Consider the following 15,241-nt stretch of genomic DNA (forward strand, 5'->3'; position numbering starts at 1 on the left):
CCGATCAGTTGGTGGGGGCCAGTCTGGCTGTGAAACCGCTTGTTCGGTCCCGGATCGCCGCGAGGTTATCGAACGATCCGATCCGCACAATTCCGCGGGAGTACCCGACGCTCTCGTAATAGAGGACGAGGGCCTGGTCGGGCGCGTAGTAGCCGATGGTCAGTGGTTCTGCGCTGTCTCCGGCGGGCACGCCGTCGAGCGAAAGAGCCTCTGGCAGTTCTGCGATTTTTTCTTGGCCGCCGTAGTCCCTGAAGGAGACCGTCAAGGGAAGCTGCCCGATCAGGGAGCGTGCAGTTGCGTTGCTGGAAAGGGTACCTGTCACTGTCTCGCCATCGATGTCGATGGTGATCGGGGTGCTGTCTGCCGCACCCGCGGAGGACGGGACCGGTGAAGGCTGCAACGACGATCCATCGGCCGCCGTTGATGTTTCCGTTGGGGAGGGCGGCGGCTCAGTGGTGGGGGCCTGGCGGTTGGACGAGGTGTTGCACCCGGCAAGGGGCAACGCGAGCGTGATGATCGCAGCCAGGGCCTGCATTCTCAGGCGCATTGGAGATGCTTTCCCTTCAAAAGAAAAGTTGTTCATTCCAGCAAAGCAGTTGCCAAAGAGGGGTGGGAGCCCCTGTTGTGACGGGTACTCGGAGGGACCCCTAGGGGATCCAGCCCCCACCGTTGCCGCGCGTCGCCTCGCAGCGAGCCTGGGCGGCCGGTACGGAAAGCAGTCCCGTGTCCTCAGTCCAGAGGTGTCACGAAGGTGCGGAAGTCTTTTCCGTCGCTGTAGATGTTCCAAAGAGTTTCGGACAGGGCCGCCGGTTCGTGCGCAGGGTCGCCTCCGCCGATGCCCAACGGAATGATGAGCTGCGCTACGTGGATTCCTTCCGGTGCCAGGGCGTCATGGAGCATCTGGGCGTACGCGGATTCGGCAGCGAACGCGGCGGAGGTGCCGGCGTAGTTGTGGTTGGGACGGACGGCGCTGGAGCCGTTGATGAACAGGGCAGTTCCGCGGCCAAGGGCGCGCATGCCGGGAAGCACCGCACTAATGGCGGCGGCGGCTCCCAGCGCTGAGAACTCGAGTGCCGAGCGCAGCTCTTCGGACGTTGTCTCAAGAACGGGCCGGAGATATTCCTTGGACGGAACGGGACTGTACTGAAGAATTTCAACAGGCCCCAAGTCCTCGCCGGCCTGGGCAAGGGCAGTGTTGAGCCCTTCCTGGTCACGGACGTCGGCCGCGTAACCGCGTGCGGTGATACCGGCGTCGGCCAGTTCCGCGGCGACTGCATCGACGTGTTCCTGGGTACGGGAGATAAGGGCAATGTTGAAGCCTTCGGCTCCGAAGCGGCGGGCAGAGGCAAGACCCAGGCCGCGTCCGGCACCGGTGATCGCGATCGTAGTTTTCACAGTGTTCTTTCTTTCGTGGCGGTACATGGACTAGGTCCCCGTTGATCGGGGCCAAGAGGCGGCAGTCGTGTAGTTCTGCAGTCCGACAACCCGTGCGTCATCGGCGCCACACTTCCCGTCGACGGCGGCCAGACCGCCCGGCAGCGCCGGGCTGGGATAGTTCGTCAGCCGTCCGTCCGCGTCCTCTCGGGTGCACCCTGGACGGCTTTCCCGTATTCGCTGGCAGCCCACGAGGCGAGCAGCTGCATGCGTTCAGCTGACGGCGACCCGGGCTCCGCGGTGTAGATCGTGAGAGTCAGTCCCGGCTCGGCAGCCATCTCCAGCCCCTCGAAAGCCAGGCTCATTTCACCCACGACGGGGTGGTTAAAGGTCTTGAAACCCGTGCCGTGGTGCCGGACGTTGTGCGCACCCCAGCGTCGCCGGAACTCCTCGCTGCGCGTGCCCAGCTCACCAATGAGGTCATGGAGTTCCTTGTTATGGGGATCCCGGCCAGCCTCCGTTCGCAGGATGGAAACGGTCACCTCCGCGAAGGCATCCCAGTCCGGGTAGAACTCGTGAGCACGTTCATCCAGGAACGTGAACCGGGCGATGTTCGGTGATTGGCCGGGCATCTCGTAGCAGTCCTTGTAGAACGCACGGGCCAAGGGATTGACCGCCAGCAGATCCATCCGGCCGTTACGAACGAACGCGGGACCGGCCGTGATCGCATCAAGTGCCCACTGCAGGCTCTGATGCGGCACATAGGACTTCGACGTGCGGCGCCGCTGCGGCCGCGCAGCCGGGCTGGCCGCATTGGCGAGGTTGAACAGGTGCGCCCGCTCGGCGTCGTCCAGGCACAAGGCCCTTGCTATGCTCGCGAGCACTTGTGGAGAGGCGCCGCTGATCGCGCCGCGCTCCAGGCGGGTGTAATACTCCACGCTCAAACCGGCCAGGGTGGCTACTTCGCTTCGGCGTAAACCCTTTACGCGCCGGTTCTCCCCGGAAGGCAAGCCAACCTGCTCGGGGGAAACCTGGGCGCGCCGCGAGATAAGGAAGTCACGTACTTCCGCTCGATTGTCCATGCCTTCCACGCTAGGCCACCCCCCGGGGAAGAGGGAGTCCCTCACAGGGCCTCTACCCGAAGGGCCCGCCAGCACGAGCCGAGGGCGTCAGCCGCGACGATCGGCTCACCAGAACCGCAACACGGCAACGCGATAACTTTCACGGATGAGCCCATTCCGTCGGTGATGTTGGGCGGTTTGATGCTGAGAAGGCATCCCAAATGTCGGTGCTTCGCGTGTTCCGGGCGAGGGAGCCGAGCCGCCTTAGTTCGCCAAGGGGACCCCAAACTTGGCGAGGAGTTCATTTCACTCACCAGCCCTGTGGAGGCAGCCAGCGAAGCCACGCTGAAGGCGGGGGTTCCGGAATCCGGCGAGCCGCCGGGAGGCTTTCGGAACTGCTTGAGGGTTCCGTCTACCAGGGGTTCCAGCCACGGGTGTGGACAGGACACTCGCCTGTTGTGTGTGCCGTGCGCTGCCCTCGACCGCCCAGGATTACCCGGACAACCCATCGCAGCCGTCTCCGGAAGATGATCAGGCCCAGCACGGCAATAGCCCCAGTCTCCGGCCATTTGGGGGACGGCCAATTGGCCGGTGCAGGCGGGTAGCCGCCCCGGGACAGGCCGGCGTCCCGCTCAAAGTGGTTGCGTGACCCGGGGAAGAGTGCCTCGTCGAGGAAGTAGGCGGCGGGAAAGGCCAAGGGGCCCGCCAGGAAGTTGGCAACAGCCCACTGGTCCACGTGCCGCGACTCGTGAAGCCCCAGCTCCTCCTCATCATCCCTGGCCTGCGAAATGTTCGGCCCGTACCTGATGTACAGCCGCTCCCCCTCGGTCCCGTACCCGTTGATGCTCAAGGGTCCGGCTCGCGTTTCCCCGGGAGGCATCCACGCAACGAACACATCGCCCATGACAGTTCCGCCGCCACTTGTCCGGGGAGGCGGCCAAAACATGACCAGCAGCGGCGGTCCGGAGCAGGACTCCATCCCCATCACGCCGCCGGCCAAAACGCCGACCCCGCTGATGGGCGCAACCAGGAAGTTGCGGGTAATACTCCATGGCGCAGGCGGCGAGATCTCCAGGTAGGGCTCTGGCTGCACTTGCCCGTCAGGGGTGATGTGGCTGTGGCAGATGACTTGCGGTGAAACCGCCTCGATGGTGCGGGCAGCAGCTCCGGCGAGGAGCAGCGCCGCGGCCAGGAATACGGTCACGTTGCGCATCCTCATGTGAGCCGCGCAGGTGCGGCACGTGGCCGCCCGCCGCAACCGGCGCGCCCGCAGCCGTGGCATGGACCACAGAAGGCCGGCGATGCCGAAGCATATGCCGCACGCCACAGCACGCAGCAGCGGACGGGCGCTCCTGATCGAGCGGGCCACTGGCTGCGCCATAGGGGGTCACCTCACGTGTGCCGGCGCCGCAACCATAACCGCAAACCATGAATTCCGTCCATGGGTGCCGCCGCCACCGAAGGCGGCAACCATGGACGACCCGCAGTGCAGGGTTTTGAGACTAACAACCCTGCGAGGGGCCCGCGCCGAGGGAATGCTCGGGACCCCGGCCTTCCTAGAGCTGGGTGCGGAAGAAGTCCGTGAGCTTGTCGAAGGGGATAAGGCCAGTGCGGTCGTAAAGGTCGACGTGTCCGGCTCCGGGAACCCAGAAGAGTTCCTTGGGCCCGGCGGCGAGCCGGTAGGCCTCTTCGCTGAATTCCCTTGAATGTGCCTGGTCCCCGGTGATGAACAGCAGCGGCCGCGGCGCGATCAGCTCGAGGTCGTTGAACGGGTGGAAGTTTATGAACTTGGTGTTGGTGGCCAGGGCCGGGTGGGTGGTGGTGTTGGGGTGGTATCCGCGGGCGGTCCGGTAGAAGTCGTAGAACTCCCGGTCCACCGCGGTGGATTCAGCGGTGAGTACTTCCGGTGTGCCGCCGGTGTACTGGACAGCTCCGCCGGCGAACTCGACGTCCCGCTGGGCTGCGGCCTGCGCGATGAAGGCCTTGCGCTGCTCCAAAGTAACGGACTTGCGGAGCCCGTCGCGGTTGGCGGCACCCATGTCGTACATGCTCACCGTGGCGATGGCCTTGATCCGCGGGTCGATCTTTGCTGCGCTGATCACGAAGCTGCCGCTGCCGCAGATCCCAATGGCGCCAACGCGTTCCTTGTCAACGAAGGCCTGGGCGCGCAGGTAGTCGACGGCGGCGCTGAAGTCCTCGGCGTAAATGTCAGGGGAGACCGAGTTTCCGGGTTTGCCGGCGCTCTCACCCCAGAACGAGAGATCGAAGGAGAGCGTGACGTAACCCTGTTCGGCCATCTTGGTGGCGTAGAGGTTGGCGCTCTGTTCCTTCACGGCGCCCATGGGGTGGCCTACCACCAGTGCCGGGTGGGTGGTGCCCCGGTTCAGGTTGTTGGGGAAGAACAGGTTGCCGACGACTTTCATCTCGTACTTGTTCTTGAACGAAATCTTCTTCACCGTGACCTGGTCGCTGGTGTAGAAATTGTCCGCCCCGTTGGAGGTGTCCCCCGGCTCCAGATCCTTGCGGGCGGACGGGGCGGCGAAGACCTGCGGGGCTCCTGCCAGGCCGGCCGCGCTGGAGAGGCCGATGGCTGCCGCGCCGGCACTTGTCAGCTTGATCAGGTTGCGGCGTGATACGCCCTGCTCAGCCCGGGTTTCCCCAAGGCTCATGCTGTTGCTTCCGTCGATATTCGTGCTCATTTATGTAGTCGTCCTCGGATAGTCGCTTACGTATTCAGTTGGACTTCGTCGTCACTTCGAGCACACCACAGCACATCGATCAGAGGGAGTCTCTGCTGAGGGAGGTACTGCGAGAGCCCCCGTGAAGGACCGCTCAGCTTCACCCGGTGGCTGCCGTTGGCAGATCAGCGTTCAGTCCTGAATGACTGACTGAAACGTTGTCCGGAGAGGACGAGATCTCGCGCGGGCAGCAAGCGTTCATGTTCGTACGCTTTGAATGCTTCCGGGATCGACCGGTGCCCGAGGATGCCGTCGAGCGCGCTGGCAAGTGCCCCTGCATCCTCGAGCGACTCGCCGAAGCCGCTTCCGGTCATCGGGGTGGGAACGTGTGCAGCGTCGCCGATGATAGCCAGCCGGCCGTTTGCCAAACGATCAGGAACGTACTCCGCGATGGGAGTTCCCGTGACCTGGCGCCGGGTTACGACGTCAAGTACAGCGTCCTTCCACGGCGAGGGCCAGAAGCGGTCCGCTTGGGCAGCGAGTTGTTCGTACTGGGATGTTGGGATGTCGCCGGCAGCCAGGGAATGGTGAACCACGCCCCCACGCACGCTCCCGGCCTTCCGGAATAGCTCGTTGCTGCCTGCGTCGTACCATGCCCAACCGAGGCGTCGAGACCCCGGTTTCAGTAAGCCGGAGCGGCCAGCCAAGGGGTATCCGAGCAAAAAGTGGCCGTCGCTGCTCCGGATATCCAAGCCCGTGGGCCAAGGACCGCGGACGTTCATGTCGGCCTCGTCTGCGATACCCAACCATAAGACATAGCCGGCGAACCGGGCATCAGGATGATGCGGTGTGACACGGGCTCGAACCATGCTCCGATGCCCATCAGCTCCAACGACAGCGTCACCGGTGTAACGATGTCCGCTGTCCGAAAGCGCCCACGCTGATTCATGGTCCTGACCCACGTCAATAATCCGGACGTTATGACGAAGCCCGATCCTGGGATCAGCTTCGGCAGCAGTCCGAAGACCAGCATGTAATGCGGCCCAGCTGACGGGTATCGCCGAACGTCGTGACGCATGATCGGGGGCGGCCACGTCCAAAACCCGCTGAGTATGCTCCGCGCCAAGAACTCGGCGCAAGGCTTGCTCGTCAATAGCCAGCGCAGCTCCACTGGGGCGCTTGACCGGGGCTCTTTCGACCACAAGAGATTCACGACCTGCGTTCGCCAGCGCAAGGGCAAGCATCAAACCCGCCAGCGACCCGCCCACAATCAAAATCGCATCAGAACGTGGCATGTTCAACCTCCTGGTTTGCGGGCAGGAACGAGACCAGGCGGCCCGCCACCAAGAGGCCCTGGCGCCCCGGAATGAGCAGCGTCAGATGCTGAACCCCGGCCTCCAAGGCCGGGCGTCCGGCGGGCCTGCCTGGGCGGCACGAGCCCGGTTGTTCCCGCGTACGGGGACATGCTTGCCCGGCACAACAAGGCAAAGTTCCTGGTCCGAGTCCGGTGCAAGGAGCTGGCTTCGGTTCCTGCCGGTGAAAGAGAACCGGCAGGCAGTCCTGGGCGTCAGGGCTCCGGAATTACGATGCCGAAGCTATCGAAATCCATCTCGTCGGGGTTCATGGTGTCTCCAATATGAAGACCGTCAATTTTTGCCAGTTCGGCGCCACTGAGCTCGAAATCAAAAACGCTGAAGTTCTCAGCGATGCGCTCACGGTGAACGGACTTCGGGATGGCCGAGCGACCCTGCTGGATGTGCCAGCGAATCATCACCTGTGCGGCGGTCTTGCCATACGTCTCGCCAATGGCCTGGATAGTCGGATCAGTCAAGGGTGTGACGATATCGCCGGTGTAGTGGCGGATTCCACCAATCGGCGACCACGCCTGGGTGAGGATGCCGTGCGAATTGTTAGCAGCCTGCAGTTCGGGGCGGGTGTTGTACGGGTGGAGTTCGATCTGGTTGACCGCGGGCACGGTGTCGACCCCGGCCAGAAGCGTGTCCAGCCGTTGCGGAAGGAAGTTGCTGACTCCGATGGCCCGCACCACCCCTTCGGCCTGCAGCTTCTCGAGGGCTTTGTAGGACTGGATCGTCTTATCGAACTTTTGCGGCACTGCCTGGTGAAGGATGAGGAGGTCGATTTGTTCCACCCCGAGCTTCTTCGCGCTCTTGTCGAACGCGTGCAGGGTCTGGTCATATCCGTAGTCGGTGACCCAGATCTTCGTTTCGATGAACAGGTCCTCGCGGGCAACGCCCGAACTGCGGACACCTTCGCCGACCTCCCGCTCATTGCCATACGCAGCGGCAGTGTCGATATGGCGGTAGCCAATCTCGATTGCCGAGCGGACCGCGGCGGCAGTCTCTTCGGGGGCGCTCTGGTAAACGCCCAGCCCCACGGCGGGCATCTGAACACCGTTGTTAAGCGTGACTACGGGGTTGTAGCTGGTCATTATCGTCCTTCACTATGTGTTGGCGTGGTCCTGTTGGTGGTCTGCAGCGTCAGTCCCTGGTCCCTTGACTGACCCCAGATACTCGCCCACTCATGGTCGGGGCCAACCGAACTGTGGGGACATCGACAGACTCAACGCATACCCAGCTGACTGTGGCCGAAAGGTGGCCCAGCTGCTCCGGTGCAAGCAACCTAACCGGATGCAGATCATCCGCTTACCAATGTTAGCAAATAACCGGATGCCGCGCATCCACTTGTTAGACTCTCAGGCATGACTGAGCAGGCACTGCGCAAGGACGCAGCACGCAACCGGGAGCGTTTGATTGCCGCGGGCCGGGAACTGTTCGCCCAGCGGGGACTTGAGGCCTCACTCAACGACGTCGCACACCACGCAGGAGTGGGTGTGGGCACTGCCTACCGCCGCTTCGCGAATAAGGAAGAGCTGATTGAGGCGATCTGGAGGCAGCAGGTCGACGAGTTGGAAGCTATTGCACGGGAGGCGCTGACCTCCTCCAAACCGTGGGACGGGCTCGTGCTTTACCTCGAACGTTCACTTGCAGCTCAAGTCAGGGACCGGGGCATGGTGCAAATCCTTTCCGGACGCACGTGGCCGGACCACTACGACCGGCAGCGGGATCGGCTGGCACCACTAGTGAATCAGGTGGCAGACCGTGCCAGGGAGGCCGGCGTCCTGCGCGAGGACGTCACCGGAACTGACCTGATATTCCTCCAAATCGCCCTCGCTGCCATCTCCGGCACCGTACAGGATGGGACGCTGCCCGAGGGGCGCAGCGATGCCGCCGAGCTGTACCGGCGCTACCTCTGGATCTGCCTGGACGGACTCCGGGCGTCGGCCGAATATTCACCGCTCCCAATTCGGCCCCTGACTACACCCGAGACCCATACCCTCCTTCAACCCCCGGCCCAGAGATAGGGGGCCGAATGGTAGGAATTTCAAGAGGGTGCCGACCGTGTTGCCCTATTTATTCGTTCAACTGAAGTACACCCCAACCGGACAAACGCCTCTTGCCGGGCTGCAGAAGCTTTAGGGAATTAATTCTGGTGCTCTCCCCGGAAGCAGTATGGTGCCGCCGCCCACAGCCGGGGACAATTCTCATAGGTCATCCACCGCTACTGCTGCCGCGAGCTACCCTAAAGGCTCCCACTTCCAGCCGTAGATAACCTGAATTAACCCCAGCCATGGACGGATCAAAGTCCCCCAGTTCCGGCCGCGTGATCAGCAAGGACGGGTCGGCCGGCCGAGACAGGTTGATGGAATATCCGTTATCGGCGGACATGTAGGACCAGTTCAAACAGATCAGAGAAACCGTCCATAGGCGTCTTACCGCACCAGCGGAACCAAACAAGTGTTGTACAGGGAGGAACGGGTCCTTCCCAGCGCTGTCTACCTGAAACATCCGTGGAACCCCCTCGATCGCCGCAGCGGGAGTCCCTCTTGGTACCCCTCACGACAGGGACTCCCGCACCGTCAATTCTCCGTGTTGCATTGATGGAGTACTGCTTGGACCGACCCGGAAAGTCTCCACAATGCGACTGCCCAGACGATGCGATCGCGCTGGCGCTGCTCCTCGCCGAATGCAGCAAGGCGCCCACCACCGATTGAAGTTCTCCGACTATGGATGCAAGGAGAAGGACGCCACCCCGAGCGCGAAGTGGGACTTCACCGACGCCGAGGGCTTGACCCCGAAGGTCGTGGATCTCTTCTCCTACAAGCCGTGGGGCAACCTCGGATTCTTCTACAGCACCGAAGGGAACACCTTCTCGAACGACCTGACCAAGATCGGCGAGACCGAGGAAATCGACCAGATCGAGCTGCTGGACAGGCAGCAGGCCTCCATCGCCGTCGCCGGCTAAACGAAGGAAACGACGAGAATGACGCTCAATACGACACCCTTGACCAGACGCGGCCTGCTGCTGGCCGGAGCGGTGCTGGGCACGGGGATTCTGGCAGGCTGCACCAGCGCTCCCCCTCCGGCCGCCTCGGCGCCTGCGCCGACGGGGCCCGCACCCGAGATCACCGAGACCTCCCGAAACGTCGTCCGGGCTCAAGGAGGGCTGTACGGCGTCGGCGTGTACAACACCCAGCAGGTCGCCGACGAGCTGACGTGGATCGACGAGAACGTCCAACCGCTCGACGGCGCCACGAAGCGCATCCTCATCACCGGCTCCACCGCCGGTGCCGGGCAGCTCGCCGCTGCCCATCTCCTCAAGCGCGGGCACACGGTCGTCGCGCACGCCCGGAACGAGCAGCGCGCCGCCGACGTCCGCCGCGACTTACCGGGCCTCGAGGACGTTGTGACCGGCGATCTGCTCGACCTCGACCAGACGAGAGCACTGGCCGAGCAGATCAACGCCCTCGGCGAGTTCGACGTCATCATCCACAACGCCGGCGAGTACGGGCTCCCCGACGGCGACCTGCTCAACTCCAACTCCCTCGCGCCGTACCTCCTCACCGCGCTGGTGACCCCGCCGCGACAGCTGAGCTACCTCACTTCGGACCTGCACCTCGGCGGAGACCTAAGGCTCGACGAGGTGCGCTCGGGCGGCGGCATCGGCTACGGCGACAGCAAGCTGCACATGGCGATGATCGCCACGGCAGCGACCCGCCTCTGGCCCGACCGGCAGGTGAACGCCGTCGCACCCGGCTGGATCCCCACCCTGATGGGCTTCCACAACGGAAACACCAGCACGCCCGACAGCCTTCGCGACGGCTACATGACCCAGGTCTGGCTGGCCGAGGGCCTCGAGCCCGGCAGCGACGTCACCGGCGAGTTCCTCTTCCACCAGCAGATCGAGACGCGCGTGAACGAGCTCGTGCACGACACCCAGGCGCAGGACCGGCTACTGGCCGCCTACGCCGAGCAGACCGGCGTCGCGTTCCCCGCAGAACGCTGAACCCCGACCCCAGGCTCGCCAAATGAGAGCCCCACCGCCCACAGAGAGGATCGACGACTTTGAGCGTCTCCACACACACCGACCGACCACTCCGCCGCGGCCTTCTGGCAACCGCGGCTCTCCTCGCCGCGGCAGCGATCGCGCTGGTCCCGGCGTCACCGGCCGCCGCACACCACGGCTGGGACGGCTTCGAGACCAACGACCTCGTCTACATCGCCGGTACCGTCTCGTCCGAGGGGAGCTGGGGCGATCCGCATTCGCTTTTCGACGTGGCACTGGATGCCCAGCTCCCGGCCAGCACGCCCGATCTACGGATCCCCGAGGACCTGTCGGGCCCGGAGGACAGCCCCCGGGTCGAAGCCGCCCTCGCGTATGACGGCCCCCACGACGAGCTCGAGGTCATCATCGCTCCGCCGTGGTGGTCGAGCAGCAACGGCTTGGACCGCTCCCTGGAGGTCGCAGAACGCTTCCAGGGCGTCGGGTACATTAACAGCACCGATGACGGCCTCTTCCGTCCCGTGGCGTTCTGGTACGGAGACGACAATGCGCCCGTCAACCAGGTGATCGGCAACACGCTCCCGGTCAGGGCACCGCTGCCGGGCGATGAGCAGGCGAGCGATGAGCCTGCCGCCGCGCCGTCCGCGGCGGAAGACCCCTTGGAGATGGACCCCCCGGCAGAGGATGCCGACATCGCCGATGACAGCGGCTCGGAGACGTGGGTCGTCTGGGCGGTGTTCGGCGCCGCGGTCGCCGTGGCGGTCGTGGGCGGCGTCTTCTACGTGCGCCGCCGCACCCGCCAGGACGAACCGAGCCCGAATGCCTGAATGGCTCGAACCGATCCTGCGCTGGCTACAGGATTCCCCGCTCGGTGACGCCCTGCGCTCAACCCCCTTCATGTATCCGACGCTCGAGAGCCTCCACATCCTCGGGATCGCCGTGCTCGTCGGCCCGGCCTTCGCCTTCGACCTCCGGCTGCTGGGCGTCGGGCATCATCTGATACCCGTGACGAGGGCCGCACGCTATCTCCTGCCCGTCTCCCACCTGGGATTGGCCATCGCAGTCGTCACCGGCATCCTGCTGTTCAGCGCGCAGGCCATCGGCGTCGCCGGCTCCGGTGCTGCACCGTGGAAGCTCGGACTCCTGCTCCTGGCCGGGCTGAACGTCCTCGTGTTCCACCGCGGCGTCCACCGTCGAGTCGACGAGTGGGCGGACGCCGACGCGACACCGATCGCAGCCCGTATCTCGGCGGTCGTATCGATGACGACGTGGACGGGCGTGATCTTCGCAGGGCGATTCCTGGCCTACGTCTGATGGTTCGTTACCCCTACCGAGCGGTACTCCCACCCACGCGAAGAGCGTGGTGTCGTCCAGGCCTCAGGGGCCGCGCCAGCGTCCACGAAACCCCCGAACAGACTGTTTGCCCCGGGAGTTCGAGCCGTGGGCTCGAATGATCACCGAGGTGTCAGGCGGACGAGGCAATCGGAGCCACACCCGCAGTTCAGCCCCTCACGAGGCTGCAGCGGTCGACGAGCTGGACCAGTCCTCCCCCCGCTCGGGCCGCGCGCGTCGATGAGAGCGAAAGGCTCGAAGCTCGTTCGGCACGGGCGGTTGGAGTACACCCCAACCTGACGTCAGGCAGCCGGTGCAAACCCGTCAGATTAGGGTTCGGGTCAGCATTTCAGCACGCTCCAACATGGGGGTCTCAAATCTCAACCTGACCGTGCATGCCAGAGGCATGCCCCTGCGGCGAGCTTCGGCAGTGCCGCACGCTTCAAAACGGGATCCCCTCCTTGAGATCGTCTGACTCCAGCATGGTTGAGATGAGCCGGAAACGCGGAATCCATCTCGGAGCGAGTTCTCGCGGTTTCATTCCTCCTCAGACTTCGATGCTATGGGCGTGGGTGGCCGGTCGAGAGTGTAGACCCGGGCGCCCGAGGAACGCTTGGCTAACCTCCTGGCGCGTTGCCGAGTCTTGCAGACGAGCGAGCGGGGTATGCTGCCCCCAAACGAGGCGAGGGGCATGGAAAAACTTGAAGAGGACTCCGCCGTCTTGCGGCCGGTTGAGTCGTCGGCCAAGAGGCGTAGGTCGCTATGGAGCGCTTCCTCCATGCTGGTCGGCGTCCTCGCGGCCGGCCTGTTGTACGGGAGCTGGCTGGTCACTAACGCGTGGGTTGATCAGTCGAAGGCCGCCGCTGCCGCTGGAGAAAACGCCTTGTCGGTATTGGGATCAGCACTGCATCTGATGGGCATAAAGCAGGCCTGCGAAGTTGAGGATGTTGCGACATACGAAAGTACTGTAAAGAACTTGGCCTCATTTCTCGAGTTCGATTCGCGTTTTGATTGGCAATCGCCATACTCTGTCGAAATAACCCTCACCCGCGAGCTGTCAGATACATCCCTAAGTTCTACTTCGTTAGTGATTGATGCAAACAAAATTAAGACGACCCCACCGCCCGATCCTGCGGTAAAGCAAGCTATTTGCGGGAGATTGCAATGACGGACGAAGTGTTGTCTCGCGTTGATAGCATTCGCGCACAAAAACGTGCCAAGCGTCGTGCGCGAGTTCGATGGATGTTATGGCCATCCAGAGTGGGTGGATTTATTGGCACCATGGCTGGTTTGTATTCAGCGGCCTACGTCGTCACGTCGCTACTTTGGGGCCAAGATCTACCTGCCTATTTTGTCTTGGTGGTTCTTGTATGGAGTGCAGTGACATGCATGCTTTCATACTTGGCCTTTGCTCACCTCCTTGGCCTGATTATCGGAATGCTTTTCAAAGCACTCTCAAAAACGGGTGGGAGTATAATCTTGCTGGTACTGGGGGTTTTGTTAATGCTCCCCTACAGCAGTCCGCGTGATTTACGATACGAGCAGGCTGGCGGACTCGTCTTTCTGACCTCTGACTCTGCATCCGAGGTTAAGGTGGATATGGCCGTCCACGCAATCGGCGACATAGACGCCCTGCTTGATGTTTCCCTTACCGTCAGTGGCGTGGGGGATACTACCGTGGCAGTGGTCGGGAGCGGTCCCAGTGAACTTGAGGCCGCCGCAATGACCAGCGGGAGCTTCCATGGGAGACGCACCTCTTCCAGCGAATCCTCGTCTCGGACCCAGCTACCTTTTGTTGACGTATTGATGCCGATAGTCGATGCCGGCGATCTTGTCGAGACGGGCGATGAGGGCATGAGACTCAGGCGGGGAGACGCGTTATCACGGGAGGTGCCCGGGAAATGGCTTGATCCCTCTAATGCCAAAGCGTTCTTTTTCGATATCACGTCAAGTGGTAATAAGCCTTTTTCGGAAGAGTTCTCATTCCTCCTAAAATTATCTAACCCTTCAAATGCTAGCCCGCGTATTGGAAATCTAGGACAAGTCGGCTGTCCGATGTATTTCACAATTGCGGCCAAAAACCAGGCGACAGTACAATCCTCCAACCACCCTTTACGGCTGCTGTCATTAGCAACCCCCTTAGTCTCTCCAGATAACTGTGAAGTGCGTATTCTTATCGCCCAAGCAAGCAACAGCAAGGTTACTACAGCGGGTGACACGCGAGAAGTTAGCACGACTGAAGCAATTGCCATCAAGGGGACGCAGAGTTCCGTCAATTTAGATCTTTCAGAGTCCGTGAATGCCTTGACGTTGCCACGCACAGACTGGCTCCTTGGTGACCTTGAAAAGCAGGATGAAGACCGTCTCTGGGATATCAGGTTTTGGGTTGGCGGATCTTTGACGGCTGCGGGTATAGCTTTTTTGCACCAGCTCTACTTCCGGGGCTGGTTGTCGCGCCTCCAGACGCGGGCTAGTGGTATTTTCGGATCCTAAATGGGCGCCTGCCCACAGCCGGGGACAATCCTGATGGGTTATCCACCGCTACTGCTGCTGAGGGAGCTCCCCTGCTGGCTCCCGATTTCCAGCCGTGGATAACCCGGATTGACCCCAACTGTGGACTGCTCCGTTCTCTGCGTGCCGTTACGGCGTGCCCCCCTTCCTCATTCCATTCAATTGTTCAACAAACTGTTAGCCTTATTTCATGGCAAAAAAGACAGTGGTGCTGCTGGAAGATGATATTGACGGCTCGGAAGCTAGCGAAACGATATCTTTCGCTCTTGACGGCAGTGACTACGAAATTGACCTCAATGAGGGGCACGCTAGTGAACTGCGTGAAGCATTGGCGCGCTTTGCCAACGCTGGCCGCAAGGTAGCTGGCGGACGTGGCCGTCCGGCAGCTCGCACAAAGTCCTCCTCGCACGGGAGCCCGGATGCCAAAGCGGTACGGTTGTGGGCGGCTGAGAACGGCATACCAGTAAATACGCGTGGTCGTATCCAGGCGGAAGTTGTAGAGAAGTACGAAGCGGCTCACTAGCGGCAGGAAAAACAAAATCGGGGCTGGAATCATTACTGATTCCAGCCCCGATTTGCTGTTTGCCGGGTACTGCATCCTGAGCTGCACTTTTCAGACAGGAAGAGTTCGCACGTCTGGGAACCAGCCCGCTGGGGCTTTGTTTGGTTCGAGGTGTTCGGGGTCGCGGTGCTTTTGCATGTCGCATTTGTAGAACGGGCCGCGTGGGTCGAGGAGCACGCTCATGTGGTGGTCTGCGTGGTCTTTGAACCACACGCTGATTCCGGTGGCTCCGTCGAGTCTGAGGTGTTCCCAGGCTCTCCACAATGCTTCTACACGGGAGACAGCTTCCGGGTGGAAGTACCATTCGATGCACCATTTTGCAGCGCGCCCGTCAACATCGCGGACGTATGTGGGGAGCAGCT

Annotated in this window: 16 protein-coding genes; 8 read left to right on the forward strand and 8 right to left on the reverse strand. The window is 62.5% G+C overall.

Going from position 1 to position 15,241, the window contains the following annotated elements; all coding sequences use genetic code 11:
* Positions 1 to 4: 4 nt before the first annotated feature.
* The 7 genes from ACZ9BC_RS18705 to ACZ9BC_RS18735 form a co-directional block, all read right to left on the reverse strand.
* Entirely contained in the window at positions 5 to 547 is a 543-nt protein-coding gene (locus ACZ9BC_RS18705) for a cyclophilin-like fold protein (protein ID WP_476247247.1), read from the reverse strand.
* Positions 548 to 729: 182 nt separating this feature from the next.
* On the reverse strand, positions 730 to 1,395 hold the full coding sequence (locus ACZ9BC_RS18710) for an SDR family NAD(P)-dependent oxidoreductase (protein ID WP_476247248.1): 666 nt from the start codon (positions 1,393 to 1,395) through the stop codon (positions 730 to 732).
* Positions 1,396 to 1,559: 164 nt separating this feature from the next.
* Positions 1,560 to 2,456: a helix-turn-helix transcriptional regulator gene (locus ACZ9BC_RS18715; protein WP_476247249.1), complete on the reverse strand. Its 897-nt coding sequence runs from the start codon at positions 2,454 to 2,456 to the stop codon at positions 1,560 to 1,562.
* A 391-nt stretch (positions 2,457 to 2,847) separates the two neighbouring features.
* A complete protein-coding gene (locus tag ACZ9BC_RS18720; RefSeq protein ID WP_476247250.1) occupies positions 2,848 to 3,639 on the reverse strand; it encodes a hypothetical protein in 792 nt (263 codons plus the stop codon).
* Positions 3,640 to 3,991: 352 nt separating this feature from the next.
* Positions 3,992 to 5,134, reverse strand: a complete 1,143-nt coding sequence (locus ACZ9BC_RS18725) for an alpha/beta hydrolase (RefSeq protein WP_476247251.1) — start codon at positions 5,132 to 5,134, stop codon at positions 3,992 to 3,994.
* A gap of 164 nt (positions 5,135 to 5,298) precedes the next feature.
* Positions 5,299 to 6,408, reverse strand: coding sequence for an FAD-dependent monooxygenase (locus tag ACZ9BC_RS18730; protein WP_476247252.1), 1,110 nt, complete (start codon positions 6,406 to 6,408; stop codon positions 5,299 to 5,301).
* A gap of 272 nt (positions 6,409 to 6,680) precedes the next feature.
* A complete protein-coding gene (locus ACZ9BC_RS18735) occupies positions 6,681 to 7,562 on the reverse strand; it encodes an aldo/keto reductase (RefSeq protein WP_476247253.1) in 882 nt (293 codons plus the stop codon).
* 270 nt (positions 7,563 to 7,832) lie between these two features.
* Between ACZ9BC_RS18735 and ACZ9BC_RS18740 the strand changes: the two genes are divergently transcribed.
* The 8 genes from ACZ9BC_RS18740 (at position 7,833) to ACZ9BC_RS18775 (ending at position 14,840) form a co-directional block, all read left to right on the forward strand.
* Positions 7,833 to 8,495, forward strand: coding sequence for a TetR/AcrR family transcriptional regulator (locus tag ACZ9BC_RS18740; protein ID WP_476247254.1), 663 nt, complete (start codon positions 7,833 to 7,835; stop codon positions 8,493 to 8,495).
* 686 nt (positions 8,496 to 9,181) lie between these two features.
* Positions 9,182 to 9,436 (forward strand): cyclophilin-like fold protein, encoded by a 255-nt coding sequence (locus tag ACZ9BC_RS18745; RefSeq protein WP_476247255.1) that lies wholly within the window; start codon positions 9,182 to 9,184, stop codon positions 9,434 to 9,436.
* An 18-nt stretch (positions 9,437 to 9,454) separates the two neighbouring features.
* A complete protein-coding gene (locus ACZ9BC_RS18750) occupies positions 9,455 to 10,477 on the forward strand; it encodes an SDR family NAD(P)-dependent oxidoreductase (RefSeq protein WP_476247256.1) in 1,023 nt (340 codons plus the stop codon).
* 59 nt (positions 10,478 to 10,536) lie between these two features.
* Entirely contained in the window at positions 10,537 to 11,301 is a 765-nt protein-coding gene (locus tag ACZ9BC_RS18755; protein WP_476247257.1) for a hypothetical protein, read from the forward strand.
* Positions 11,294 to 11,788 (forward strand): DUF6644 family protein, encoded by a 495-nt coding sequence (locus tag ACZ9BC_RS18760; RefSeq protein WP_476247258.1) that lies wholly within the window; start codon positions 11,294 to 11,296, stop codon positions 11,786 to 11,788. Before ACZ9BC_RS18755 ends, ACZ9BC_RS18760 begins: the two co-directional genes overlap by 8 nt.
* 709 nt (positions 11,789 to 12,497) lie before the next feature.
* On the forward strand, positions 12,498 to 12,974 hold the full coding sequence (locus ACZ9BC_RS18765; RefSeq protein WP_476247259.1) for a hypothetical protein: 477 nt from the start codon (positions 12,498 to 12,500) through the stop codon (positions 12,972 to 12,974).
* On the forward strand, positions 12,971 to 14,299 hold the full coding sequence (locus ACZ9BC_RS18770) for a hypothetical protein (RefSeq protein ID WP_476247260.1): 1,329 nt from the start codon (positions 12,971 to 12,973) through the stop codon (positions 14,297 to 14,299). Before ACZ9BC_RS18765 ends, ACZ9BC_RS18770 begins: the two co-directional genes overlap by 4 nt.
* 208 nt (positions 14,300 to 14,507) lie before the next feature.
* Positions 14,508 to 14,840, forward strand: a complete 333-nt coding sequence (locus tag ACZ9BC_RS18775) for a histone-like nucleoid-structuring protein Lsr2 (RefSeq protein WP_476247261.1) — start codon at positions 14,508 to 14,510, stop codon at positions 14,838 to 14,840.
* 90 nt (positions 14,841 to 14,930) lie between these two features.
* On the opposite strand, the gene ACZ9BC_RS18780 is transcribed toward ACZ9BC_RS18775, so the two are convergent.
* The coding region (locus tag ACZ9BC_RS18780; RefSeq protein WP_476247262.1) for a DUF4913 domain-containing protein at positions 14,931 to 15,241 on the reverse strand (311 nt) is incomplete at its 5' end.

The sequence above is a fragment of the Pseudarthrobacter sp. TE3704 genome, assembly GCF_056279405.1.